Origin of the sequence: Idiomarina seosinensis (genome assembly GCF_003987275.1) — a bacterium.
Classification (GTDB): Bacteria; Pseudomonadota; Gammaproteobacteria; order Enterobacterales; family Alteromonadaceae; genus Idiomarina; species Idiomarina seosinensis.
Genome location: NZ_PIQF01000002.1, coordinates 33253 through 55379, shown reverse-complemented (window position 1 = coordinate 55379; position 22127 = coordinate 33253). Strand labels below are relative to the sequence as shown.

The 22127-nt window shown below is 49.5% G+C and carries 21 protein-coding genes; 16 read left to right on the top strand and 5 right to left on the bottom strand.

The features are described 5' to 3' along the window. Nucleotide 1 precedes the first annotated feature (1 nt). A complete protein-coding gene (gene der, locus CWI81_RS06570) occupies nucleotides 2–1447 on the top strand; it encodes a ribosome biogenesis GTPase Der (RefSeq protein ID WP_126784522.1) in 1446 nt (481 codons plus the stop codon). A gap of 26 nt (nucleotides 1448–1473) precedes the next feature. On the opposite strand, the gene hslO is transcribed toward der, so the two are convergent. Both hslO and hslR read right to left on the bottom strand, forming a co-directional pair. Beyond that, nucleotides 1474–2313 (bottom strand): Hsp33 family molecular chaperone HslO, encoded by an 840-nt coding sequence (gene hslO / locus CWI81_RS06565; RefSeq protein WP_198678653.1) that lies wholly within the window; start codon nucleotides 2311–2313, stop codon nucleotides 1474–1476. Beyond that, nucleotides 2310–2705, bottom strand: coding sequence for a ribosome-associated heat shock protein Hsp15 (gene hslR, locus CWI81_RS06560; protein WP_126784521.1), 396 nt, complete (start codon nucleotides 2703–2705; stop codon nucleotides 2310–2312). Before hslR ends, hslO begins: the two co-directional genes overlap by 4 nt. A 128-nt stretch (nucleotides 2706–2833) precedes the next feature. Between hslR and gspC the strand changes: the two genes are divergently transcribed. From gspC to CWI81_RS06495, 13 genes are all read left to right on the top strand, one after another. Next, complete coding sequence (gspC, locus tag CWI81_RS06555; protein WP_157983298.1) at nucleotides 2834–3700, top strand: type II secretion system protein GspC; 867 nt, start codon at nucleotides 2834–2836, stop codon at nucleotides 3698–3700. 19 nt (nucleotides 3701–3719) lie between these two features. Beyond that, nucleotides 3720–5804, top strand: a complete 2085-nt coding sequence (gspD, locus tag CWI81_RS06550; protein WP_126784519.1) for a type II secretion system secretin GspD — start codon at nucleotides 3720–3722, stop codon at nucleotides 5802–5804. Beyond that, entirely contained in the window at nucleotides 5797–7284 is a 1488-nt protein-coding gene (gene gspE / locus CWI81_RS06545) for a type II secretion system ATPase GspE (RefSeq protein ID WP_126784518.1), read from the top strand. The genes gspD and gspE overlap by 8 nt, the downstream gene beginning before the upstream one ends. 2 nt (nucleotides 7285–7286) lie before the next feature. Next, nucleotides 7287–8510 (top strand): type II secretion system inner membrane protein GspF, encoded by a 1224-nt coding sequence (gene gspF, locus CWI81_RS06540; RefSeq protein WP_126784517.1) that lies wholly within the window; start codon nucleotides 7287–7289, stop codon nucleotides 8508–8510. 2 nt (nucleotides 8511–8512) lie between these two features. Then, nucleotides 8513–8947: a type II secretion system major pseudopilin GspG gene (gene gspG, locus CWI81_RS06535; RefSeq protein ID WP_126784516.1), complete on the top strand. Its 435-nt coding sequence runs from the start codon at nucleotides 8513–8515 to the stop codon at nucleotides 8945–8947. Continuing rightward, nucleotides 8948–9517: a type II secretion system minor pseudopilin GspH gene (gene gspH / locus CWI81_RS06530; protein ID WP_126784515.1), complete on the top strand. Its 570-nt coding sequence runs from the start codon at nucleotides 8948–8950 to the stop codon at nucleotides 9515–9517. Next, entirely contained in the window at nucleotides 9507–9914 is a 408-nt protein-coding gene (gspI, locus tag CWI81_RS06525) for a type II secretion system minor pseudopilin GspI (protein ID WP_126784514.1), read from the top strand. The genes gspH and gspI overlap by 11 nt, the downstream gene beginning before the upstream one ends. Beyond that, complete coding sequence (gspJ, locus tag CWI81_RS06520; protein ID WP_126784513.1) at nucleotides 9911–10573, top strand: type II secretion system minor pseudopilin GspJ; 663 nt, start codon at nucleotides 9911–9913, stop codon at nucleotides 10571–10573. The genes gspI and gspJ overlap by 4 nt, the downstream gene beginning before the upstream one ends. After that, complete coding sequence (gene gspK, locus CWI81_RS06515; protein WP_241970375.1) at nucleotides 10560–11543, top strand: type II secretion system minor pseudopilin GspK; 984 nt, start codon at nucleotides 10560–10562, stop codon at nucleotides 11541–11543. The genes gspJ and gspK overlap by 14 nt, the downstream gene beginning before the upstream one ends. 2 nt (nucleotides 11544–11545) lie before the next feature. Beyond that, nucleotides 11546–12754, top strand: a complete 1209-nt coding sequence (gspL, locus tag CWI81_RS06510; RefSeq protein WP_126784512.1) for a type II secretion system protein GspL — start codon at nucleotides 11546–11548, stop codon at nucleotides 12752–12754. Beyond that, a complete protein-coding gene (gspM, locus tag CWI81_RS06505) occupies nucleotides 12751–13284 on the top strand; it encodes a type II secretion system protein GspM (protein WP_241970374.1) in 534 nt (177 codons plus the stop codon). The genes gspL and gspM overlap by 4 nt, the downstream gene beginning before the upstream one ends. Next, nucleotides 13281–14018 (top strand): type II secretion system protein N, encoded by a 738-nt coding sequence (locus CWI81_RS06500; protein WP_126784511.1) that lies wholly within the window; start codon nucleotides 13281–13283, stop codon nucleotides 14016–14018. Before gspM ends, CWI81_RS06500 begins: the two co-directional genes overlap by 4 nt. Nucleotides 14019–14085: 67 nt before the next feature. After that, nucleotides 14086–14904: a mechanosensitive ion channel family protein gene (locus CWI81_RS06495; RefSeq protein WP_126784510.1), complete on the top strand. Its 819-nt coding sequence runs from the start codon at nucleotides 14086–14088 to the stop codon at nucleotides 14902–14904. A gap of 191 nt (nucleotides 14905–15095) precedes the next feature. Here the strand turns inward: CWI81_RS06495 and CWI81_RS06490 are convergent, their stop codons facing one another. Then, on the bottom strand, nucleotides 15096–16361 hold the full coding sequence (locus tag CWI81_RS06490) for an O-acetylhomoserine aminocarboxypropyltransferase/cysteine synthase family protein (protein ID WP_126784509.1): 1266 nt from the start codon (nucleotides 16359–16361) through the stop codon (nucleotides 15096–15098). Further along, nucleotides 16358–17284, bottom strand: coding sequence for an alpha/beta fold hydrolase (locus tag CWI81_RS06485; protein WP_126784508.1), 927 nt, complete (start codon nucleotides 17282–17284; stop codon nucleotides 16358–16360). The genes CWI81_RS06490 and CWI81_RS06485 overlap by 4 nt, the downstream gene beginning before the upstream one ends. 296 nt (nucleotides 17285–17580) lie before the next feature. Here CWI81_RS06485 and guaB point away from each other — a divergent pair, with 296 nt between their 5' ends. Continuing rightward, complete coding sequence (guaB, locus tag CWI81_RS06480; protein WP_126784507.1) at nucleotides 17581–19050, top strand: IMP dehydrogenase; 1470 nt, start codon at nucleotides 17581–17583, stop codon at nucleotides 19048–19050. 33 nt (nucleotides 19051–19083) lie between these two features. Continuing rightward, nucleotides 19084–20661, top strand: coding sequence for a glutamine-hydrolyzing GMP synthase (guaA, locus tag CWI81_RS06475; protein WP_126784506.1), 1578 nt, complete (start codon nucleotides 19084–19086; stop codon nucleotides 20659–20661). A 97-nt stretch (nucleotides 20662–20758) separates the two neighbouring features. Here guaA and xseA read toward each other — a convergent pair whose 3' ends face one another. Continuing rightward, nucleotides 20759–22072, bottom strand: a complete 1314-nt coding sequence (gene xseA, locus CWI81_RS06470; protein ID WP_126784505.1) for an exodeoxyribonuclease VII large subunit — start codon at nucleotides 22070–22072, stop codon at nucleotides 20759–20761. Between the last annotated feature and the right edge of the window lie 55 nt (nucleotides 22073–22127).

Sequence of the window (22127 nt, the reverse complement as noted above, 5' to 3'; positions counted from 1 at the left end):
CATGTTACCAGTCGTCGCCTTAGTTGGGCGCCCGAATGTGGGTAAATCCACACTGTTCAATCGTTTAACCCGTAGCCGTGATGCACTGGTAGCAGACTTCCCAGGCCTGACCCGCGATCGTAAATATGGTCAGGCTAATTACGATGGTTATCAATTCATTGTCGTCGACACCGGTGGTATTCATGGTGACGAAGAAGGCATTGACGAGGTGATGGCTAAGCAGTCATTGCAGGCCATCGAAGAAGCCGATGTGGTGTTATTTTTAGTCGATGCCCGCGACGGAGTGACTGTCGGTGATCAGGCCATTGCTGAACATCTGCGCAAGCAACAGCAGCAGAAAAAAGTCTACATGGTTTGTAATAAAATTGACGGCATCGATTCGCAATCCGCTATGGCAGACTTTTACTCCATTGCTCTCGGTAGCTTATATGGTATTGCGGCCGCTCATGGCCGAGGTGTTGAACAGCTGCTGGAAAGTTGTTTTAAGCCATTAGCCGATGACTACCCAGAGGTGATTGTTGGGCAGGGGGAGGTTTCCGAAGACCTTGCCCATGACGAAATTGATTACGATGCGTTGCCACTTAAGTTGGCCATCGTTGGTCGTCCTAACGTAGGTAAGTCCACACTCACTAACCGTATTTTGGGTGAAGAACGGGTGGTTGTATATGATTTGCCGGGAACTACCCGCGACTCGGTTTATATCCCGATGCAGCGCGATGAACGCGAGTATATTCTAATTGATACCGCCGGTGTGCGGCGTCGCGGACGTATCGACGAATCCATCGAAAAATACTCGGTAGTAAAAACGCTGCAGGCTATCGAAGAAGCTAACGTCGTATTAATTATCATTGATGCACGGGAAACCATCACTGATCAGGATTTAAACTTGATTGGTTTTGCCCTTAACGCCGGACGCTCAATCGTAATAGCGGTGAATAAGTGGGATGGCTTAAGCAATGACCATAAAGAAGAAATAAAGCGCGAACTGGATCGACGCTTAGGTTTTGTCGATTTTGCACGCTTGCACTTTATTTCTGCGCTACATGGAACCGGCGTTGGACATTTGTTTGAAAGTGTCGAAGAAGCTTACGCCAGTGCCACTCGTCGGGTAAGTACGGCCAAGCTGACCCAAATTATGGAAATGGCGCAGGAAGAACATCAACCGCCCCTAGTCAGTGGTCGTCGGGTAAAACTTAAATACGCCCACGCCGGTGGTTACAACCCTCCACGGATTGTTATCCACGGCAGTCAGGTGACAAAGTTACCTGGCTCCTATCAGCGCTATTTGATCAATTACTTCCGCAAAGCATTAGGAGTGATGGGGACACCGATAAAAGTTGAGTTCCGCGAACCGACCAACCCGTACGAAGGCAAGAAAAACCAACTGACTCTGTCGCAGCAGCGCAAACGCCGCCGCCTGATGAAGTTTATTAAGAACAAGAAGTAATCGGTAGCGTGCGTCTTTGACGCACGTTAACCAAAATCTTCTTGGCTAAACCGATACTCTGTCAGACAGTAATCGCAGGTCATAACAATTTCCCCATCTTGTTCTAAAATTTCTTTTATTTGCTCCACCGGCACGCTGGCTAATGCTTCAAGGGTGCGTTCACGGGAACAGCCGCAGACAAACGAGACTGACTGTGGTGGATAAATATGAACGGTCTCTTCATGGTATAAACGATGTAGCAGTTGTTCTGCCGGCAAGGTATATAGTTCCTGCTCGGTGATAGTTTCTGTTAGCGTCGTTAAATGCTCAAAGCCGGTCATATCTTTACCAGAGGCAGGCATACGCTGCAATAGCATGCCAGCGGCATGTTCACCATCAGCGTTAAGCCAAATCTTGGTGGCAAGTTGTTCGGACTGCATAAAATAGTTTTCTAACATCTCTGCAATAGAATCGGCATCGGCACTGGTTACGCCCTGGTAACGTTCACCCTGTTCCGGCTCCAGCGTGATAACTAATTGGCCTTTGCCAATCATGTCACGAATATTGGTCGATTTAATCTCGTCCCGAATCCGGGCAATGCCACGCAATTGCTGCTGATGATTACCATTAACAGCAATGAAGTTTAATGGGCCGTCGCCCTGCAGCTGAACCGCAATATGCCCTTCGAACTTTAGCGTTGCCGTTAACAGTGATACTGCCGCCATCATTTCACCCAACGCCTGTTGCACTAACGGTGGGTATTGGTGGCCGCGAATTAAACTTTGGTAACTACTGGTCAACTGCACTAATTCGCCGCGCACATCCTGGTCAGCAAAGGTATAGCGAACCAATTGATCGGTCGGGTATTCGATTGCCTGTTGTGTCATGACTCTCCACCGTCTTTAAATTTGATCAGCTGACGCCGCTGCTTTTTGTCCGGGCGCCCTTTAGGGTGCGGATTATACATGGCATTTAGCTTTCGCGCTTGAGCGTTTTCTTCACGCTTTTCCACACTGGCATCAGTTTCCCGGTATAGCTGTTGTGCATCTGGTGCACCGCGCCGCTGTTCGCTTAACGCCAATACCTCGACCTCTTTGCTGTCGAAGCCCTGCCGCAGCTTTAGCATCGCCCCAACTTGTACCATCTTGGCTGGCTTAGCCCGCTGTCCGTCGTAGTGTACCTTACCCGACTGGATCATTTGCCGGGCAATCGCCCGCGTCTTATAAAAGCGCGCCGCCCAAAGCCATTTGTCTAATCTTACTGCGTTAGAAGTTGTCATAAGTTTGTCATGCTAATATCATAAAATGTCTGTTAATGGATTGTTGAAAAATGAACCCTAGGGTATGATAAGTTAAAATGCCTGTGGGCCCATGACTCTATTAAAACAATAAAAAAGTGGCGCGCGAATTGTCAAAACTTCAAATACGCTCAGTAGCGAACAGTCAACTTATTTCTATCGCTCTTAATATTGCTACCACTGTCGCCTGGCTGCTGGTGGCTGCTTTAGCGGTGCAATTAATTTGGTGGTTAATAACACCGGTAAGTAATAATTCTGATACGCTTGAGTTACCAGCTTATCACGTATCTGGCCGGGCCGAGAATCGTGTAAATCTTACCCAGATTAAGTCTCATAATATATTTGGTACGGCCGCAGAGCAGCGAAGCCGTAGCCGTATAGAGTCGGCTCCCGAGACGCAGCTTAATGTAAGATTAATTGGTGTTTCAGCCAGCAGCAACCCATTGCGCTCCGCAGCGATTATTGAACAGCGCGGCCAACAGCAAACCTATATTGTCGGCGAGGAGCTAGCAAATTCCAATGTGACTATCGAAGATATCTACGCAGATCGCGTTATTTTGGATAACTCAGGCTCGTTAGAAGTTCTCAAGCTGGAAGATATTGGTGAAAGTCGACCCGCTCTATCACTAAAAATTGGTGGGTCAGACTCTGAAGCCGCAGAGCTTAGTCCTGACAATGTTAGCGAAGCTCGCGAAAAACTGACCGCCAATCCTGAGTCGATGTTGGATTATGTCGAGATCTCGCCGATTGTGGTCAATGGGTCTCTTAAAGGCTATCGGTTACGCCCGGGCAATCAACCAGAATTGTTCAATCAAGCTGGCTTTCAAAGCGGAGACATTGCTGTCTCTATCAACGGCTTAGATTTGACCAACATGCAACAAGCGATGGAAGCAGGGCAGCTGCTTCAAAACGCGCGTCAACTAACAGTGACGATCCTGCGCAATGACGAACAAATGGAGCTAGACATTGAGCTCTAATAAAACAATAGGTAATACCATGGCAGCGAAGCAGAATTCGTTAAGACGTTGGCTTTTGGCCGCGTTCTTTGGAGTAAGTTTAACGACCATCCCATTGATACAGCAACAAGCTGTAGCAGAAGAATACGCCGCAAGCTTTAAGAATACTGACATAACAGAGTTTATTCAGGTAGTCGGTCGTAACTTGGGTCGCACAATCATTATCGATCCTAATGTGCGCGGTAAGATTGACGTCCGTAGCTACGACGTGATGAATACCGAACAGTATTACCAGTTTTTCCAAAATGTACTGGAAGTCTATGGCTTTGCAGCCATCGAAATGGACTCTGGGGTGATCAAGGTTATTCGCGATAAAGACGCCCAGCATTCGCCATTGCCGGTTGTTTCAGGAGAGGCGGCTTCTCGCGGTGATGTCATGATAACGCGCGTGGTGCCGGTCGAAAATGTTTCGGTACGCGAGTTGGCTCCGCTGTTACGTCAGTTAAATGACCAAACGGGTGGTGGCATGGTGGTCAGCTACGATCCGTCTAATGTGATTATGATGACAGGTCGTTCAGAAACTATCTCGCGGCTGGTCGAAATTATTGAGCGTGTCGACCGTGCAGGTGATCAGGATGTTGATATGATCAAGCTGGATTATGCGTCTGCAAGCGAGCTGGTTCGTATTGCTCAGTCAATTTTTGAAAAAGCGAATGACGGTACCCCACAGTTATTAATCCCGAAGATTGTCGCCGATGAGCGTAGCAATAGTGTTGTCATTAGTGGCGAGCCGCGCGCCCGTGAACGGGTTAAAAAGCTTATTCGTCAGCTCGACCAAGACTTAAAAACTGAGGGTAACACTCGGGTTTTCTATCTTAAGTACGCCAAATCTGAAGAGCTGGTAGGGGTACTGGAGAATGTCAGCCGTTCCATTCAGGCAGAAACTGAACAGCAAACTGGCACAGCTTCTCAGAGCAGAAGATCACGATCAGGTGATACCGTCAGCATCAGTGCGCATGAATCAACTAATACCGTGGTGATAACTGCAGAACCGGATATGTTGGCATCGTTGGCAAATGTTATTCGGGATCTCGATATTCGTCGCGCCCAGGTCCAGGTCGAAGCAATCATCGTCGAGGTTATGGAAGGTGATAATGTTAACTTTGGTATTCAGTGGATTAGCGAAGACGGTGGCCTGGTGCAATATAACAATGGCAACAATGTGCCGATTGGCGGTCTCGCAGCAGCGGCTTACCAGGCTCGACCCAGAGAAGGCTCGACAGTCATTTCCGAGAATGGGGCGGAAACTCAGAACCCCGATCAACCCGGTGATGTTAGCTTGTTGGCTAATTTATTAGGCAGTGTTAACGGTATGATGTTCGGTACCATCAAAAATGATTGGGCCGCTGTGGTGCAAGCGGTATCTCAGGACACCAACTCAAATATTTTGGCAACACCGAGTATCGTAACTGTTGATAACGAAGAGGCGAGCTTCCTGGTTGGCCAGGAAGTGCCGACTATAACTGGCTCAACCGTCGGCAATAACAACGATAATCCGTTTCAAACGGTTGACCGGCAGGAAGTCGGTATTAAGTTAAAAGTCACCCCGCAGATTAACGAAGGCGATGCCGTACAGATGACCATTGAACAAGAGGTCTCTAGTTTAAGTGGTGCGACTTCAGTCGATATCATCGTCAACAAACGTGAATTAAAAACCACCGTTATGGCGAATGATGGCGAAACCATCGTGCTTGGTGGTTTAATTGACGAAGACGTTCAAGAGTCGGTACAAAAAATCCCGTTATTAGGTGATATTCCGTTCTTGGGTAAATTGTTTAGCTCTACGTCGACGTCAACGCAAAAGCGTAATCTGATGGTGTTTTTGCGGCCAACTATCGTCCGCGACGGCTCTAAATTGGGACAAATTAGCAAGCAGAAATACAATTACATGCGAGCTTTACAGTTAGATGAACGTGCTCGAGGCGTTGATTTAATGCCAACTAAAGACACTCCGGTAATGCCAGAATGGGATGGTGAATTGACGTTACCACCAAGCTTTGATGAATATATGGACGAGCGTCAACCCGATAAAAAGTCGCAGCAGGAGTCATCTAAAGATGACTAGTACACCTGAGATAGCAACTCAACGGCTGCCGTTTAGTTTCGCCAAGCGCCATGGCATTGTTGTGGAGCAGGGCGAGTACCCGAGCCTACATGTCAGAGAAGGTGTCTCACTAAACAGCTTGCGCGAAGTTCGGCGTAAGCTCGGCAGCGGATTTACTCTCACCGAGCATAGTCCTGCCGAATTCGAAAGTTTGTTAGCTAAGTCGTACCAACGCGATTCGTCCGAAGCCAAGCAGTTGATGGAAGATATTGGTAATGAGTCTGATTTGTTCTCATTGGCCGACGAACTACCGCAGACAGAAGATTTGCTGGAAAGTGAAGATGATGCGCCAATCATCAAGTTAATTAACGCGATGCTGAGTGAAGCGATCAAAGAAGGCGCCTCTGACATTCATATCGAGACGTTTGAGAAAGAGTTGTTAATTCGGTTTCGAATTGATGGCGTGTTACAGGAAGTGTTAAAGCCAAACCGCAAACTGTCGTCATTATTAATTTCTCGAATAAAAGTTATGGCGCAGCTCGACATCGCCGAAAAACGTGTCCCTCAGGATGGCCGTATTTCCTTGCTGATTGCGGGGCGGGCAGTGGATGTTCGTGTTTCAACAATGCCCTCTAACCATGGCGAACGGGTGGTATTGCGTTTATTAGATAAAAACAACGCGCGGCTGAGCCTTGAACAGCTGGGGATGACAGACGCTAATCGCGCAATTTTTGAGCAACTTATCCACAAGCCGCATGGCATTATTTTGGTAACCGGCCCTACCGGGTCCGGTAAGTCGACAACGTTATATGCCGGGCTAACCGAAATAAACTCCAAAGATCGCAATATCCTGACGGTTGAAGACCCGATCGAATACGCCATAGATGGTATTGGTCAAACTCAGGTCAACCCGCGGGTTGATATGACTTTTGCGCGTGGCTTAAGAGCGATCCTTCGACAGGACCCGGATGTCGTTATGGTCGGTGAAATTCGTGACGTCGAGACCGCGCAGATTGCAGTTCAGGCCTCGTTGACCGGTCACTTAGTATTATCCACGTTGCACACTAATACAGCGTCCGGTGCTATTACCCGGCTGGAAGATATGGGGGTTGAATCCTTCCTATTGTCTTCGAGTCTGCTGGCCGTTGTATCGCAACGATTGGTTCGAACCTTATGTCATCATTGTAAACAAAGCAGACATCCAGATGCTGAGGAAAAACAGCTACTGGGACTGCCTGCCGAGGATCAGGAAAGTGTTATATACCGGGCCGCCGGATGTGAACATTGTAACCAGAGTGGCTATCGTGGCCGTACCGGTATTCACGAGTTGCTGGTGGTCGATGATCATGTTCGCGAACTTATCCACAATGGCCACGGCGAACAAGCCATAGAAAAGCACGCGCGCAAAGCTCACCCGGGCATCCGTCGTGACGGCTTAGATAAAGTGTTGAAAGGTAAGACAACACTCGAAGAAGTAGTGCGCGTAACGCGCGAGGAGTAATTGTGGCAGCCTTTGAGTATCAAGCAGTCACCGCCAATGGACGAAAGAAGCGTGGGGTACTGGAAGCGGACACGATACGACAAGTTCGACAACAGTTGCGCGAACAGGGGTTAATGCCGTTATCGGTAGAAATAGCCTCACAGCAAGAAAAAAGTAATCAAAAAACCACCCGCTGGAGCTTTAAACGCAAAGTAAAAGCACAAGACTTAGCATTACTTACCCGACAACTATCAACACTGGTCGGCTCGGCGTTGCCAATTGAACAAGCGTTGTTGGCGGTGGCCGATCAGACAGAAAAAACTCGTTTAAAAAACCTGCTCATGTCAGTTCGCAGCAAGGTGGTGGAAGGTTATAGCCTTGCCGAAGCAATGCGCGACTACTCCCATGTATTCGACAATCTGTACACGGCAATGGTCGCGGCTGGCGAGAAGTCTGGCCATCTGGATCAGGTATTGACCGAATTGGCCGATTATACCGAACAGCGCCAACATATGCGCAGTCAGTTAACCCAGGCCTCAGTTTATCCACTGATGTTAACCCTGGTAGCGATAGGTATTGTCATATTCTTACTGGTGTCAATTGTGCCACAGATCGTTGACAACTTTTCAACGATGGGACAGTCGTTGCCACCGACAACTACCGCGATGCTCAGTATTTCTGAATTTTTGCAGAACTATGGGCTTTGGATGCTGGTCATATTGGCAGTAGCGATGGTTATCTTTAAACAATGGCTTAGAGTGGATAAGAACAAGTACAGATATCATTTAATGTTATTGCGCTTGCCGTTTTTGGGGAAGATTATTAGAGGCGTAAGCACCGCTCGCTTTGCACGCACACTCAGTATATTGACGTCTTCCGCGGTACCACTGCTAACGGGGTTACAAATTACAGCGAAAGTGATTGGTAATCTTGCGATTCGAGAAGCCATTGAAACGGCCGCAACACACGTAAAAGAAGGCTCGTCTTTAAGGGCAGCGTTACAGCAAACGGGACTATTTCCGCCGATGATGCTACATATGATTGCCGCTGGCGAAAAATCAGGTGAGCTGGAGCAAATGTTGCGCCGCACAGCGGACAATCAGGACCGCGAATTTGAAGGCTTGGTACAAGTATCTTTGAAAGTCTTCGAGCCCGCATTAATTGTCACTATGGCGGGTATTGTGTTCTTTATTGTATTGGCGATTATCCAGCCAATACTTCAGTTAAATAATAGCGTAGGGTTGTAGTTATGAAAGGTAAATCACAAGGTTTTTCACTGGTAGAAGTGATGGTGGTAATCGCCATTATTGGCATTCTGGCGACCATGGTATTACCCAATGTTTTGGGTAACCAGCAGCGCGCTAACGAGCAAAAAGTCATTGCCGATATTGTCGCGTTAGAAAACGCGTTAGCGCAGTATCATCTTGATAACTCTTCTTATCCAACCACCGAGCAAGGCCTGGAAGCATTGGTGGAACGTCCCAACCTGGACCCGCAACCTCGCAACTATCGCCAGGGCGGTTACATTCGGCGTTTGCCACAAGACCCTTATGGTAACGACTACTTACTGTTGAACCCAGGTGAATACAGCGATATCGATATTTTTTCGCCCGGGCCAGATGGGCAGCCGGGTACCGATGATGACTTTGGTAGCTGGATGATTGGAGAACAAAACAGTAACTAAATGATGGCACGCGCGCGTGGTTTTACCTTAATAGAAATATTACTGGTAATGGCTATTATCGCCATTATGGCCAGCGCCGTGGTAATGACTTTACCGTCGTCTAAAGACAATGATAATCAGGCACGCGAGCTGGCCGGCCGCTTAAAGCTGCAGCTAGATATCGCGCGACAGTATGCGATGTTAAGGCAACGGCCAGTCGGGTTGTTTTTAGACTCAGAAAACAGACGTTATGAGTTTTTACAATGGCAGCAACAACAATGGCAGCCACTGAGACAGCGCGGCCTAAAACCACAGTCACTGGATGATTATGAGTGGAATTTTAATCGCAATTTAGGCTTTGCTGTTCAAGCTAATGAACAACAAAACGATGACTTTTTATTGGCAGAGTCCGATGATTCTGATGAGCAGGAAGACGAGTTAAAACAGCCTCAGGTTATGATTTTGCCAAGCGGAGAAATCGCTGATTTTTCACTGACGTTTCGAGTTATTGGCGGGCTTAGGTCGGTGCAGTTAGAAACTGAAACAGCATGGCAGATAAATGTGACTGAGGGAGATGGCAATGGCGCTTAAAAGTCCCCCGCAATCAGGTTTTACCTTAATTGAGGTGATGGTCGCTTTAGCGATATTTGCACTGGCTGCCGTGGCTGCGTTACAAGCCGCAAGTGGCCATATTAGTGGGCTTAGCTCGTTGCAGGATAAGACCTATGCGCAGTATGTTGCTTCTAACCGTTTAGCAGAACTCGCGTTACAGCGTAGCTGGCCGATTAGTGACAATAAGACCGGTGAAGCGATGATGGGGGATCAGCGCTGGCGCTGGCAGCAGCAAGTGACGGAAACGGTGACGCCGAATGTAGTGGCGGTAACGGTGAGCGTCGGCAGGGCGGGTGACGAAGGCGAAGCCATTCAATTAGTCAGTTACCTGCGTAAACCGGTCAGCAAAACAGAATCTTCGGTAGCACCGCAATGAAAAATAACGGCGGTTTTACCCTGGTAGAAGTACTGGTCACAATAGCAATTTTCGCATTGCTCGGGCTCGGCAGCTTTTCTATTCTGGACCAGGTGTTAAGTACTAAAAAACAATCGGAACAACGTTTTGAAAAAATTGAACAGCTACAGTTTAGTTGGCTATTAATAGAGCAGGATGTACGGCAGGCAGTTGCTAAGCCAACTCGACCCAATATGGGCGAGGTCATCCATCAGTACGTGACTAATAATGTCGATAATATTGACTCGGAAAGCGGTGTATTAGCTTTTGTACGCAGTGGCTTTGATAACCCCGGGTTGCGATTGCCACGCAGCGAATTGCAGCCAATTGTGTATCGAGTAAGGGATGGGGAGTTACAACGGCTTAGCTTTACCTTCGTTAACGACACGTCAGGCGAGCCTCAGGTACAGACATTGCTGACAGACATCGAGAGTTTTCAGGTTCGGTTTTATCGGCAGTCAGGTCAAGCGGATGATAATAGTGGGATGCAGCAAGGTTGGAATAGCAACTGGTCGACGACGGGAGATATGCCCGCTGCAATAGAAGTCACCATTATATCCCGGGTTTTTGGTGAAATGTATCGAGTATTTTTAACCAGTGGCGTTGCTTCATCAGGCAAGGGCTCTGATGATGAAAGCTAAGCAACATAAACAGCATGGCGCGGCTCTTATAACAGTGCTACTGGTCGTAGCTATTGTATCCGTGGTTGCTGTGCAGCTGGGGACCCAATTACAAAACCATGTCAGTCGAAGCAGCAGCGCCTATCAGGCGGAACAAAGCTACTGGATGTGGCTCAGTGCAGAAGAGGTGCTGAGCGAGGTGTTAACCCAAGAGCTCGATGCAAACGATGGGATTCCTCATCTAAAGCAGGCTTGGGCGACAGAAACGGGTCCGTTCCAATTAGCCGGCGGTGGACAGTTGTCGGCAGCAGTGAGAGATCTGCACAGTTGTTTTAACGCCAACAGTCTGGCCGGTGGCGAACAGGACGAAAGCTTAAAAGAACTGCGCATAAAGCAGTTTACAGCGTTAATGGTCGCGTTAGATATTGATGCTTACCAAGCTCAGAGGCTGGCTCACGCGCTGAGTGACTTTGTCGATTCGGACCTTAAATTATCGGCTCAGGGAGCCGAGGATGCCGATTATGAATCGCTACCGTTACCTTATCAGACAGCTAATAGCGGGCTACTTGATATTAGTGAGTTACGGTTGATTAGAGGCTTTTCTGCTGAGATAGTAGATAAGATTCGGCCCCTGGTTTGTGTGATACCAAACAACCAAGAGCTAACCATCAATATAAATACGATTGATTTGGATAACGCTGAGCTGCTGGTGGGTATGACTCAGGGCAACATGTCTGTTTCAGCCGCTGAAGATGTACTCCGAGGACGCCCTGAAAAAGGGTATGAAGAAATTTCGACGGTTTTATCGGAAGGCAGTCTGGGTTCGTTAAAGACAGAAACTGAAGGCGGTTTGTCGGAGTTGACTGTAAATAGTCAATTCTTTCAGCTAACCGCTTTTTTAAAATGGAAAGACAGTGAAATACAAGCTCGCTCGGTACTACAACTGGACGGCAAACATACAACAGTAATTTACCGAGCGATGGGAGACTAAATATGCAGGAACGGCTGATTCTCCGTTTACCCGCGTCAATGCAAGAGCAAAAAGTTCACTGGTTTATCGTTAACACTGAATTAAACGAGACTATAGCAAGTGGTGAGTTAAATTCGCTCGATGACCTTAAGCAACTAGCAGCTCAAGCCGAACGTTGTTTTGTAACCGTGGCTATTCCGGGACAGGACGCAGTGTTACAGCATGTGACGCTGCCAAGCGGCGCCCGTCGTCATCTTGACAAAGTAATCCCGTTCGCGCTCGAAGAGGAGCTCGCCAGCGATATTGAAAAATTGCATTTTGCCTGGTCTAAGCCCGGTAAGTCGTCGCTGCCATTGCCCGTGGTTGTAACAGAACGCCGCCATATGCAGCAATGGCAATCGGTCTTAAATAAAGCACAAATTAGCGCCGATGAGTGGATTCCTGATTATCTTTTACTGCCGTATGCAGAAGGTGAATGGCATTGCTTAACTTTGGGCAACGATACCATTGTTAGAGTCTCTCATTGGCACGGTTTTACCCTGGAAAATGACTTGTTTGGTGAGGTGCTTAGCGCTTCTGCGGTAGAACGTGAAACCCCAATGAAGTTGGTTCATTACGGCGAGCTTGGCTGGCTAGAGCCAACGGTACTAACAGAAGCCGCCGATATCGAGCTGCCTGTTACTGCGTTGGCGAAGGGTACCGGTGGATTTGATATTCGTCAGCGAGAATTTAGACCGAAGACCCCACGTAAAACATTGAATCTAAACTGGCGTCCTTTGGCTGTGGCGGCCGCGTGTTGCTTTGTGGTCGCGGTCAGCTATAACTGGCTGCGCGCGGTTAGCTTAAATAGTCAGGCGGACGCGATGCAGCAACAGGCATTAGCGCTGTATCAAGAACAGTTTCCAGCGCAGCAGCGGGTGGTCAATTTGCGGGTGCAGTTACAACGCCAAATTGATCAGTTAGGCCTGAATGAGGGGCAGCAAGCCTCAATGCTGCGCACACTTGACCAGTTGGGCGCTGCATTTAGTAGCGCTCCCTCGTTAACCTTGGAGCTACTCAAATTCCAGCGTGGCGAACTGCGCTTACATGCTATAGCGAAGTCGTTTGCCGAACTGGAAACATTTCAGCAAAGCGCCAAGGATTCGGGCTTAGTGGTTGAGCAGGGCACCCTAAGCAATCGTGGGTCGCAAGTTGCGGGTACTATAACAGTGAGTCTGGAGGAACGATCGTGAGCGTAATAAACCAGCTGCAGCAGCGACTACAGAATCACTCGTTTTATCAGCAAGCCCAGCAGCGCTGGTTGGCTTTAAATGAGCGCGAGCAACGGCTGCTGCGTGTATTGACCATTGTGTTAGGCATCGCCGTACTTTATTTTGTTATCTGGCAACCCAGTGTTAGTGCCCTTCAACAAGCCAACCAACGAGTTGCAGCTCAGCAGCAGCAGCTAAGCTGGGTCCAGCAAACATTGGCACGCTATCAGGCAGCAAAAGACAGGGCGCCGCAGCGAACGCGTAACGATGAGTCGGTGAGTCAGCGGATAAATTCAGCCGCGCGCGCTTTAGAGCTTGATATCGCCCGCTTGCAGCCACAGCAGGATAGCGTTCTGGTCAGTATTGACGATGCTGACTTTAAACAAGTTTTAGAACTTATTGCGCAGCTCGAAAGCCGTTTTCAGCTGCAAGTAGAAACCGCCGATATCGCTAAACTGGACAGTCCCGGACAAGTGCGAGTACGGCAATTATTGGTAACGGAAGCCCTATGAAGCGTTGGATACTTTGGATAATAATTACGCTGGTATTACTGGTTGTGTACGCGCCTGCAAGAGCTTTGTATTGGGTACAATTACCCGCTGGTATATCGCTTAATCAAGTATCTGGCTCGCTCTGGAACGGTTCTGCCGGACAGCTAAAAGTTAACCAACAATGGTTTTACGATGTTAGTTGGTCATTAAGTCCGACTCAACTACTAGCCGGGCGTGTCGCATTGCAGCTTAACGTGCCAGCAACCGAAAATGACATAGCCGGACAGGGTGAATTGACCTATTCGACGGCAGGCTTAAAGCTTAATGAACTCGAGGTGGCGGGCCAGTTAGCACCGCTGTTAGCTCTGACCGATGTCGCTATGCCAATCGAGACACGAGGTAACTGGCAGCTCACTTTAAAAGAGTACCAGCTTCAGCTTCCCTTAGAGCAACGTTGGTGCGAACAGCTCACCGGATCAGCCGAGGGACAAAACATAGAAGTGCTGGTTAATAACCAATGGTTGTCATTGGGTGAGTTTCCGTTGCAATTAGGCTGCTCCGAACAGGGGGCAATAAAGCTCGCAATGGCAGGCAATAATAGCCTGGGGCTAAACTTTAATGGCACTATCGATAGCAACGATGTGTCTATTTCAGGTACAGTGCGGCCAAATCCGCGCACTCCTGAAGGGTTGGCAGAAATGTTCACTTACTTGGGGCAAGCTGATAGTCAGGGTCGCTATCGATTTAGCATTTGAGCTTGCTAATCTAGCGTACGCTGGGATAGTCTTTTAAAAACACGCTGTTAAATAAGGAATTCTTCCAATGCAGACGATTCTTGATTGGATCAACAATAACCAAGACATGTTGATCGAGTACAGTATCAAAGTAATTATTGCGATCGTCATTTTGATCGCTTCCCGTATCGCGTCCAAGATCGTTACCGGCATCATGCGCAGAGGCATGGAGAAGAAAGAAGTCGACGGCGCCGTGATTAGCTTTTTATCGGCGATCGTTAAATCGATTATTTTCATTACCGCACTATTGGTTGCATTAAGCCAGATTGGCGTTCAGACAACCTCGTTTATCGCTATTTTAGGTGCAGCCGGTTTAGCCATTGGCCTGGCCTTACAGGGGTCGTTATCCAATATCGCGTCAGGCGTATTGTTAATTATGTTCCGGCCATTGCGGGCGGGTGAATACGTTGAGTGTGGCGGTACTGCGGGTACTGTGGAAGAGATTAATATCTTCCAGACCATACTAATGACCCCGGATCGTAAAGTGGTGTATGTACCGAACTCACAAGTGATTGGTAGCGCTATTGTTAACTATAATCGTGAGCCGTTGCGTCGTATCGATCTGGTGATCGGCGTTAGCTATTCAGCGAACTTACAGCACACCAAAAAGGTGCTGATGGAAGAATTAGAAAAGGATGAACGGATTCTGGAGGATCCCGCACCGGTGGTAACGGTTACTGCGTTGAACAGCTCGTCAGTCGACTTTAACGTACGTCCATGGACCAAGACCGAAGATCACTGGCCAACCCGCTGGGATCTGCTGGAGCGTATTAAAGACCGTTTAGACGAAGAAGGCATCGGCATTCCATTCCCACAAATGGATGTGCACATGAAGAAGGACCAGTAACAGGGTTTGGGCTCCCGTTGGTCGCGGTTTAGACTCACTAGCGTTCGCGGAGTGGGATTGCCCTCCGGGCTTCGCGGGATGGATTCGCTACGCTCATGATAAATCGCGAGCAACGCGATCCCAGACCGTGCGCAGCACCCATACCGCGAGCGCAGAGAGCCTAAACCGCGACCAACGGGAGCCCAATCCCTTCAAAGCGCCTGCTCCAAATCAGCGATAATATCGTCGATATGTTCAATGCCCACGCACAGGCGGATAGCTTCGGGCTTAACGCCAACCTGAATCTGCTCGTCCACGGTTAGCTGCCGGTGCGTCGTCGACGCAGGATGACAGGCCAGACTTTTTGCGTCCCCGATATTAACCAGTCTTTTAAACAGCTTTAATTTATCGTAAAACGCGACACCGGCTGCAAAACCTCCCTTGATACCAAAGGTTAACAGCGAGGCCGGTATTCCGCCTTTAAGATAATGTTGAGCCCGTTGATAATCTGGGTGTTGTGGTAATCCGGCAAAATTAACCCATTCCACCTGAGGGTGCTGTTGTAAGTAATCCACCACTTTTTCAGCATTCTGGCAATGCCGTTCTAAACGCAGCGATAACGTTTCCAGGCCCTGTAACAGCAAAAATGCATTAAATGGCGACAACGCGGCGCCGGTGTTACGCAAGGCTACGGTTCTTACTCGGGCAATAAAAGCCGCAGCTTCAAATGCCTCCGTGTATACAACACCGTGATAAGCGGGTTCCGGACTGCTGAACTGAGGAAAACGCTGTTTATGTTGAAGCCAGTCGAACCGCCCAGAGTCAACGATAAGGCCACCCACCGAGTTACCGTGCCCGCCGATATACTTGGTCAGCGAATGCACCACAATGTCGGCACCAAAGTCGATAGGTTTGCAAAGCACTGGACTTGCCACGGTATTATCCACCACTAGCGGTACACCGGCTTGATGGGCAACTTTTGCCAGCCCTTCCAGGTCAGCAATATTGCCAGCTGGATTACCAATCGTTTCGCAGTAAAGCGCTTTGGTTTTATCATCAATTAGGTGTGCCAGATCCTCCGGTTTGTCACCGTCGGCAAACCGAACCTCGATACCAAATGACGGCAACATATGTCGGAAGAGCGTGTAAGTGCCGCCGTATAGTTGAGGGGTAGTAACAATATTATCGCCTTGCGAGGCAAGCGTAATAATTGCATATTCAATGGCCGCCATGCCGGACGCTACCGCCAGAGCAGCCACGCCATGCTCAAGTTCTGCAATGCGCTGCTCAAGCACATCATTGGTCGGGTTCATAATGCGCGAGTAGATATTTCCGGGAACCGACAAATCAAACAAGTCAGCGCCGTGCTGTGCGTCGTCAAATTCAAAGGCTACTGATTGATAAATAGGAGTAGCGACCGCTTTTGTGGTGGGGTCGGTTTGGTAGCCGTGATGAATGGCCAGCGTCTCATCTTTCATACATGGGTCTCCGCAAGTTGAGGAAGATATTGGCTTAACGAGGTTTGATAATCGGCCACGTTCTTGATAAACCCGTCATGGCCAAACGGCGTTTCGATACTGACGTAACTATCGCAGTCGGGCAGCAGCGCCTCCAGCTCACTCACCAGCGCTGGTGGTGCTATAGTGTCCGAACTAAAACTCACCAGTTGCACCGGACAGGTTATTTGTCGCACATCAATGTGGTAGTCATTTAATATTGGCGTCAGGTGGGTAAATAACTTATTCGCCTGCTTGCCATGCCGCTGCAATAACCGCTCGCCTTGTGCCAGCAGATACTCCAGTGCGTCATCGGGGTGCTCAAAGCGACGCTCAAATTCGTCTGCGTTGCGATAACTCAGCATGGCCAAAGCGCGGGCTAGCACCACACCTTGCTGTTCGCAGTCGCAGTTCTGTAGCAGTAACTGCTGGAACGAACGCAGTAAGGATGACTGAATGGACGGTTTATGGGCCGCGCCGATGACTGTTAGCCGATCGATCGGCGGCCCTTGTTTAAGACTTGCAGCTTGCAGCCCGAGCACTCCACCAAAGGAGCCACCAACCCAGCCATGAATTCGATCCACCCCAAGTTTTTCTAGTGCCTGCAAGTAGGCAAGGGCATGCTGCTCAACCGTTAACGGCTGCTCCGGCGTAGTAGAGCCGCCAAGCCCGCCCAAATAGTCGAAGCTAATCACTTGCAAATCTTCGGTCTCAGCAAATGCGTCATACAGAGATTGCCACCAACCGCTGCCATCCAGCCGCCACAGCTGCCCGGTGCCACTAATGCCACCTTGCACCACGACCACTGGAGCATCCGGCCGACCATTATCCGCCGCATAGCGAAAGCCTTTTACCCGACCATAATCGGTTGTGACATAAAAAGAACGACCTACCGGCAAAACCATAAACACCTCCAAAACGCTATTCACGGAACATAGCAGTCCAGCATGTAAGCCGTCAAGACATTTAGACGTCTAAAAATGGGTTCGCTACGCTCACGGTTTTGGGCATTGCCGGTGTAGACGCTACGCGTGGTTTAGCCCCCAGACCAGCGAAGCTCCAAACCCGAACGCCGAAGGCCGTTCGCTAAAGCGGGCGAAGCCCCCATACCGCGAGCGCAGCGAGCCTAAAAAAGCTTGCGCGAAATAACATTCCTATGTATAATCCACGCGCAACATGAATCCAGTCACGGAGTGTTGCAATGCTGCGAATCGCCCAAGAAGCCCTTACCTTTGACGACGTTTTACTCGTCCCCGGACATTCAACTGTCCTACCCCATCAAGCCGATTTACGTACTCAGTTAACGCGCGATATTCGCTTGAATATTCCGTTAATCTCGGCCGCTATGGACACCGTTACCGAAGCTCCGTTAGCGATAGCGCTGGCGCAAGAGGGCGGAATTGGTTTTATTCATAAAAACATGACCGCAGAACAGCAAGCCGCGCACGTCCGTAAAGTGAAAAAATACGAAAGCGGCATTGTGGCCGATCCGGTAACCATTCATCCGGATACCACCATCGGCGAAATCAAAGCTTTGACCGCTGAACACGGCTTCCAGGGCTTTCCTGTCATCGAGAAAAATGGCGACTTAGTCGGTATTGTTACCGGCCGTGATACGCGTTTTGAAGACGACGACAGCAAGCAAATTACCGAAATTATGACCGGCAAAGACCGCCTGGTAACCGTGCACGAAACCGCGGAAAGCGAAGAAATCCTGCAGTTGATGCATCAACACCGCATCGAAAAAATATTGGTGGTCGATGATGCCTACAAGCTAAAAGGCATGATCACTCTTAAAGACTTTGAAAAAGCCGAAAACAAACCAAATGCCTGCAAAGACGAATTGGGTTCTTTGCGAGTAGGTGCTGCCGTTGGTGTGGGCCCGGGCACCGAAGAACGCATTCAGTTGTTGGTAGAAGCCGGCGTTGATGTGTTGCTAATCGATACCTCGCACGGCCATTCGCAAGGCGTGATCGAACGTGTTTCGCAAACCCGCAAAGACTTCCCTAAGTTGCAAATTATTGCCGGTAACGTAGCTACGGCCTCTGGTGCTAAAGCACTGGCTGACGCCGGTGTTGACGCCGTTAAAGTTGGTATCGGCCCAGGCTCAATTTGTACCACGCGTATCGTAACTGGCTGTGGTGTTCCGCAGATTACCGCTATCAGCGAAGCCGTTGATGCGCTAAAAGGCTCGGGTATTCCAGTTATTGCCGACGGCGGCATCCGTTTTTCCGGTGACATCGCCAAAGCCATCGCGGCTGGCGCTAACTGTGTCATGGTTGGCAGCATGTTAGCCGGTACCGAAGAGTCTCCGGGAGAAGTCGAGCTGTACCAGGGGCGTTACTACAAATCGTACCGTGGCATGGGCAGCTTAGGTGCTATGGGACAACGTAACGGGTCTTCGGATCGTTATTTCCAAAGCTCCAACGAAGCGGAAAAACTGGTACCTGAAGGTATCGAAGGGCGGATTGCTTACAAAGGTCCGATTTCGGCGATTATTCACCAGCAGATGGGTGGCGTCCGTTCAGCAATGGGGCTGACTGGCTGTGCTGATATCGACGAAATGCGCACTAAGCCTCAGTTTGTCAAAGTAACGGCAGCTGGCATGGGTGAGTCTCATGTTCATGATGTGCAAATTACCAAAGAAGCGCCTAACTACCGTAGCTCTTAAGCCTTTTTAATCGAATAACGGAACTTATAACCAATGACTAGAGATATTCACGACCACCGAATCCTTATTTTAGACTTCGGGTCGCAGTACACCCAGTTAATTGCCCGCCGTATCCGCGAAATCGGCGTGTATTGCGAACTCTGGGCCTGGGACGTTGATGAACAAGATATTAAGGACTTTGCACCGAAGGGGATTATCCTCTCAGGTGGGCCGGAAAGTGTCGCTGAAGAGAACTCGCCGCGTGCGCCGGATTATGTGTTTGAAGCCGGCGTACCGGTATTTGGTGTGTGCTATGGCATGCAAACCATGGCTCACCAGCTAGGTGGTTCAGTGCAATGCTCGTTAGAGCGTGAATTTGGCTATGCGCAAATCGAATTGGTCGAGAGCAGCCCATTATTCGAAGCTATTGAAGACGCAGTCAGTGACGATGGTGCTCCATTGCTTGATGTATGGATGAGTCACGGTGATAAAGTAGAGACTATCCCCGAGGGTTTCCACACGGTCGCTAAGACCTCCTATTGCCCTTACGCGGCAATGGCTGACGAGCGTCGTCAGTTTTACGGTGTTCAGTTTCACCCGGAAGTGACTCACACGCGCCAGGGCATGCGCATGCTCGAACACTTTGTAAGTAATATTTGTGGTTGTGAAAAGCAATGGACTCCGGCAAAAATTATCGATGACGCAATAGAGCGCATTCGTGAGCAAGTTGGTAGCGATAAAGTTATCTTAGGCTTGTCTGGCGGGGTCGATTCGTCAGTGACCGCCATGTTACTGCATCGCGCTATCGGCGAGCAGCTGACTTGTATTTTCGTCGACAATGGCTTATTACGCCTAAACGAAGCCGAGCAGGTGATGGAAATGTTCGGTGATCACTATGGTCTGAACATCCTACCGATTCGCGCCGAAGATCGCTTCTTAGATGCTTTACAGGGCGAAAACGATCCAGAGAAAAAGCGTAAAATCATTGGTAACACCTTCATTCATATTTTTGATGAAGAAGCCGCTAAGCTGACCGAAGTTGACTGGTTAGCTCAGGGCACAATCTATCCAGATGTGATTGAATCGGCAGGTTCAAAAACCGGTAAAGCACATGTAATCAAATCGCACCACAATGTCGGTGGTCTGCCGGAAGACATGAAGCTTGGTCTGGTCGAACCGCTGCGCGAGTTGTTCAAAGACGAAGTGCGTAAAATTGGGCTTGAGCTGGGTTTACCCTACAACATGCTGTATCGCCATCCATTCCCGGGGCCAGGTCTTGGCGTGCGTGTGCTGGGCGAAATTAAGAAAGAGTACTGCGACTTACTGCGTCGTGCCGATGCGATCTTCATTGAAGAGCTGCACAAAGCTGATTGGTATAATAAAGTCAGTCAGGCTTTTGCGGTGTTCTTACCAGTGCGCTCGGTCGGTGTTATGGGCGATCAGCGTAAGTATGACTGGGTTGTTTCACTGCGTGCCGTCGAAACCATCGACTTTATGACCGCACGCTGGGCGCACCTGCCGTACGAGTTATTAGAAAAAGTGTCGAACCGGATCATTAACGAAGTCAGCGGCATCTCCCGCGTCACCTACGACATTTCCGGCAAACCACCAGCTACTATTGAGTGGGAGTAGGCCCTGCGGGCGGTTTGGGCTTCGCGGTTTAGGCTTGCCCTCCGGGCTTCGCGGTTTGGATTCGCTGCGCTCATGATAAACCGCGAGCAAAGCGAGCCTAAACCGTTCTTGCTTTAATCTCGCCTTTGGCCAGTTTAATCGATAGCCCGGTTCCGGACGGGGCCTCTTCGGCGGCGTGGATAACCTTGCCTTGCTGGTCGCGCACGATGGCGTAGCCGCGCTCTAAAGTGTTCAGTGGACTGACGATGTTAAGTGCCTGCATTAACGCCCGCTGCCTTTCTGACTTCTGCTTTAACAGTCGCGTCACCGCTGGGTTTAACCGCTCCTGAGCATCAACGAGGCGCTGTTGGTAACGGTCAATATCCTTTTGCGGATGCAGTGCCTGCAGCCGGCTTTTCACATAGCTTTGGCGCTGACTTACACGTTGCAGCTGGCTGCTGATCGCGCGCATTGCCCGTGCTTGTAATTCATCCGCACGCTGCGATTGTTGTAGCAATTGTCTTTGCGGATGTTGTTGTTGCAATCGTGCCGCTAAAAACTGGTGTTGCTGCCGGGACTGTTGCAGCCTGCGTTGTTGCGCTAACACCAGGCGTTGTTGCAGAGACTGCAACTGCTGCCGGGTTTGCGCACGATCTTTAGTAACCAGTTCAGCCGCTGCGGATGGTGTGGGAGCACGCAAGTCGGCGACGAAATCACAAATGGTAAAGTCCACCTCGTGGCCGACAGCGCTGATCACCGGCATCGGCGCGTCCAATAATAAACGGGCAACAGATTCGTCGTTAAAACACCAGAGGTCTTCAATCGAACCGCCGCCACGGCTTACCAGCAGCACATCCACTTCGTTGCGCTGATAGGCATTTGTCAGCATTTGCTTTAATTGGGGGATAGCCGCTTCACCCTGTACAACGCTGGGATAAATAATCACTTCGACCTGCGGGTCGCGACGTTTCATCACCGCTAGAATATCCTGAATAGCGGCACCGGTCGGCGAGGTGATAACCCCAACCCGGCGAATATCATCGGGAAGCGGGCGCTTGCGCTCGTTGGCAAATAGACCTTCGGCGGCAAGTTTTACTTTTAACTGTTCAAACTGTTGCTGCAGGAGTCCCTGACCAGCATCCTCGATATGTTCGATAATTAGCTGGTAGTCGCCGCGTGGCGCATAAACTGTTACCCGCGCCCGAACCATCACCTGCACACCGTTCTGGGGCCTAATTTTAGCGCGTTGGTTGTTACCACGGAACATGGCGCAACGAATTTGGGCTTTGTCGTCTTTTAGGGTAAAGTACCAGTGCCCGGAGCCCGGCGCTGCAAAGTTTGATACCTCACCCATCAGCCAGATATTGCCAAAGCCCTGCTCCAGCAGCAGCCGTATATCGTTGTTAAGCTTAGAGACCGAATAGATATCCATGGGTACTCACTTTGTTCGTGGTTTAGACAATGCGCTTGGTTTGGACGCTGCGCGT

Bases quoted from the DNA above. Each gene is read 5' to 3' on its own strand.
- gspL (WP_126784512.1), top strand. From the start codon at position 11,546: ATGCAGGAACGGCTGATTCTCCGTTTACCCGCGTCAATGCAAGAGCAA.
- CWI81_RS06490 (WP_126784509.1), bottom strand. From the start codon at position 16,361: ATGAAAGATGAGACGCTGGCCATTCATCACGGCTACCAAACCGACCCC.
- gspJ (WP_126784513.1), top strand. From the start codon at position 9,911: ATGAAAAATAACGGCGGTTTTACCCTGGTAGAAGTACTGGTCACAATA.
- gspD (WP_126784519.1), top strand. From the start codon at position 3,720: ATGGCAGCGAAGCAGAATTCGTTAAGACGTTGGCTTTTGGCCGCGTTC.
- hslO (WP_198678653.1), bottom strand. From the start codon at position 2,313: ATGACACAACAGGCAATCGAATACCCGACCGATCAATTGGTTCGCTAT.
- der (WP_126784522.1), top strand. From the start codon at position 2: ATGTTACCAGTCGTCGCCTTAGTTGGGCGCCCGAATGTGGGTAAATCC.
- guaB (WP_126784507.1), top strand. From the start codon at position 17,581: ATGCTGCGAATCGCCCAAGAAGCCCTTACCTTTGACGACGTTTTACTC.
- CWI81_RS06495 (WP_126784510.1), top strand. From the start codon at position 14,086: ATGCAGACGATTCTTGATTGGATCAACAATAACCAAGACATGTTGATC.
- gspE (WP_126784518.1), top strand. From the start codon at position 5,797: ATGACTAGTACACCTGAGATAGCAACTCAACGGCTGCCGTTTAGTTTC.
- gspK (WP_241970375.1), top strand. From the start codon at position 10,560: ATGATGAAAGCTAAGCAACATAAACAGCATGGCGCGGCTCTTATAACA.
- guaA (WP_126784506.1), top strand. From the start codon at position 19,084: ATGACTAGAGATATTCACGACCACCGAATCCTTATTTTAGACTTCGGG.
- CWI81_RS06500 (WP_126784511.1), top strand. From the start codon at position 13,281: ATGAAGCGTTGGATACTTTGGATAATAATTACGCTGGTATTACTGGTT.
- gspG (WP_126784516.1), top strand. From the start codon at position 8,513: ATGAAAGGTAAATCACAAGGTTTTTCACTGGTAGAAGTGATGGTGGTA.
- gspH (WP_126784515.1), top strand. From the start codon at position 8,948: ATGATGGCACGCGCGCGTGGTTTTACCTTAATAGAAATATTACTGGTA.
- hslR (WP_126784521.1), bottom strand. From the start codon at position 2,705: ATGACAACTTCTAACGCAGTAAGATTAGACAAATGGCTTTGGGCGGCG.
- xseA (WP_126784505.1), bottom strand. From the start codon at position 22,072: ATGGATATCTATTCGGTCTCTAAGCTTAACAACGATATACGGCTGCTG.
- CWI81_RS06485 (WP_126784508.1), bottom strand. From the start codon at position 17,284: ATGGTTTTGCCGGTAGGTCGTTCTTTTTATGTCACAACCGATTATGGT.
- gspI (WP_126784514.1), top strand. From the start codon at position 9,507: ATGGCGCTTAAAAGTCCCCCGCAATCAGGTTTTACCTTAATTGAGGTG.